2 protein-coding genes are annotated in these 2753 nt (G+C 73.9%); both read right to left on the reverse strand.

Annotation, left to right across the window (positions count from 1 at the left end):
• Window positions 1–336 precede the first annotated feature (336 nt).
• Window positions 337–1554, reverse strand: a complete 1218-nt coding sequence (locus VIB55_RS23500) for a HEAT repeat domain-containing protein (protein ID WP_331879115.1) — start codon at window positions 1552–1554, stop codon at window positions 337–339.
• On the reverse strand, window positions 1551–2705 hold the full coding sequence (locus tag VIB55_RS23505) for an anhydro-N-acetylmuramic acid kinase (protein ID WP_331879116.1): 1155 nt from the start codon (window positions 2703–2705) through the stop codon (window positions 1551–1553). The genes VIB55_RS23500 and VIB55_RS23505 overlap by 4 nt, the downstream gene beginning before the upstream one ends.
• Window positions 2706–2753: the final 48 nt, after the last annotated feature.

Below are 2753 nucleotides of genomic sequence, written 5' to 3' on the forward strand. Positions count from 1 at the left end.
CCCCCCATCCCCAGCCCTTCCCCCGCAAACCCCGCGGGGGAAGGGAGCCAGCTCGCCGCCCTCCGGCCGGCGTGGTGCACGGCCCCGTCCCGCCCAGTCCGCGCAGGCGGACTTCGTGACGTGCCAGACGCGGTTTCAACCGCCCGGGCCTCAACCCGGGATCGCGCGCCCTGAATTGTCCCGCACCTGAACCTCGAAGTGTACCCCTCTCCCACGCTGTTTGTGGGAGAGGGTCGCACGCGTGTCGGCGCGGCGGGGTGAGGGCCCGCCGCGCCGACGCAACCTGCGGTCCAACGGTTTCAGGGGAGACGCGATCCAGCGGAAGGAGAAGCCGGATCAGGGCTGCGGAGACGAGTCGACCGGCCCGGGAAGGGCGAATGGCGTGATGCCCGGCCCGCGCAGCACGAACCCGTCCGCCCCCTCGCCCACGACCATCCACCGCACCGGCGACGCACCGCGCCTCACCTCGGGCCGCGCCGTGGCGGTAATCCGGCCGATGACCTCGGGGGCGGCACCCGAAAACGAGGCGCGCAGCACCTCGTAATCCAGCTCGGTGGCGTCTCCGCCCAGCTGGCGACGAGCGCCGGCCACCTCGCGCACAAAGACGAAGCCACCGGTGAAGGGCACCACGCGCGGGGCCACCCCGGGCCCCAGCGTCAGCGTGTTGCCGGTGCGCAGGTCGCGGATGCGGATCTCCCGGTCCGCCTCGAACACCACCACCGAGCGCGTCGCGTCGAAGAACCCGGGCACCACGTTCCCCACCACCTCCACCTGCTGCCCGAGCGGCACCAGGGACGTGGAGCCACGCGCCTCCACCCACAATGCCCCCACCTGCACCCCGCCCAGCGAATCGGCCCAGGCGGGATGGAAGACGATGGTGGGCGCGCCCTCGGGCCCGCTGGTGCGCAGGTCGCGGCGGGGGTCGCGCGTCAGCGGGGCGCCCCGCGCCTCCAGCAGCTCCAGCACCTGCCGCGCGATGGTACGCACCTCGGCGTTGTCATCGCGCGCCACCATCGTGCGCACCAGGGGCGCATCTTCCACGTCCAGCCGCTGCAGCACCATCAGCCGCACCAGGGACGACGGATCGCCCGCGGCGGCCCGCAGCGCGTTGCGCGCCCCCGCCGAGTCGGGAAGGAAGCGCTGGAGGGCGCGGGCCGCCGCGGCGCGCACTACGTCGCTCGGGCTGCCGGCCAGCTGCCGGCGGATCAGGTCCAGCGAGCCTCCCGCCCGCCGCTCGGCCAGGAGGGCGATGGCGTTGGCGCGCACGTTCTCGTCCGCCTCGGCGTCTTCTACCAGGCCGATGAGAATGGCGTCCAGCTCCGGCCCCAGCACCTCCAGGCGCGCCCGCGCGCGGAAGTAGGCGGGCGAGGGCTCGTCCACGTCCAGCACCCGCCTGACGTCGGGCATCATGGGCCGCGAGCCGTGGCGGGTGGCGCCGGGGCCGCCCCACAGCACGCATCCGCCCAGCGCCCACATGCCCGCCAGCGCGAACGCGCGGCGGGCCAGGCGGCAAAGGACAAGGGTGCGGTGCGGCGGCATCGGCCTCGAAGTCATCGGGTCAGGGCGCCAGGCGTCAGCGAGCCCAGCACGCGGGGGCCGGCGGCTCCCGTGGCGGACGGCACGTTGGCGGGAATTCCCTTCAGGTGCGCCCACGCCAGCAGGGCGAAGGCCACGGCTTCCTTGGCATCGGGATCAACGCCCAGCCCCCCCCCGTCCGTGACAGGAAGCGGGGCCAGCAGCTCGCGGATGCGCCCCGCCAGCGTGGGATTGCGCGCCCCGCCCCCCGTCAGCATTACCTCGGCGATGCCCATGGGGATCACCCAGCGATGGTACGCGTCGGCGACGGTGCGGGCGGTCAGTTCCGTCAGCGTCGCGATGAGGTCCATCCAGTCCTGGTCGCCCTCGGGCTTGATGGCCTCCACCAGCCGCTCCACGAACGGCCGGCCGAACTCCTCGCGCCCGGTGGACTTCGGCGGCTCGGCGGCAAAGTACGGGTGCCGCAGCAGGTCCTGCAGCAGCGCCTGGTCCACCGTTCCGCGCGCCGCCAGCCGGCCGTCCTTGTCGTACCGGTGCCGGCCGCCGGTCGCGATCTCCACCGCGGCGTCGATGAGCGAGTTGGCCGGGCCCGTGTCGAAGGCGAACACCTGCTCGCTGCTTCCCTTCGGTGGCACGCGGGTGACGTTGCCGATGCCACCCAGGTTCTGCAGCGCCCGCGCCTGGTCCGGCAACGCGTACAGCAGCTGGTCTACCCACGGCACCAGCGGGGCGCCCTGCCCGCCCGCCGCCACGTCGCGGGGGCGGAAGTCGGCGACCACGGGGCGGCCGGTGCGCTCGGCGATGGTCGCCGGGTCTCCCAGCTGCAGGGTGGCGCCGCGGCGCCCATTCCCCGGCGGGCGGTGCCACACCGTCTGCCCGTGCGAGCCGATCGCGTCCACCCGCTCGATCGACATCCCCGTCTCTTCACAGACCGCCAGCGCCGATTCCGCCAGCCACTCCCCCAGGTCGGCGTGCAGGTCGCAGAGCGCTTCCGCCGTGCCTGCCAGGATGGCGTCGTGGATGGCCGTCCGGCGCGCCTCGGAAAAGGCGAGGGTGACGAAGCCCTCCATCCGCACGGCCACGTCGTCCGTCGTCTCGCCCGAAATCTCCACAAGCGCGGCGTCGATGCCGTCCAGCGAGGTGCCCGACATCAGGCCGACGATGCGCATGGATCAGCCGTCCCGGCCGGCCTGGCGCACGCGGGCCAGCCGCTCGCC

It is taken from the genome of Longimicrobium sp., from assembly GCF_036554565.1.
Classification (GTDB): Bacteria; Gemmatimonadota; Gemmatimonadetes; order Longimicrobiales; family Longimicrobiaceae; genus Longimicrobium.

Excerpts from the sequence above, each read along its gene's own strand:
- VIB55_RS23500 (WP_331879115.1), bottom strand. The coding sequence starts at position 1,554 with ATGACTTCGAGGCCGATGCCGCCGCACCGCACCCTTGTCCTTTGCCGC.
- VIB55_RS23505 (WP_331879116.1), bottom strand. The coding sequence starts at position 2,705 with ATGCGCATCGTCGGCCTGATGTCGGGCACCTCGCTGGACGGCATCGAC.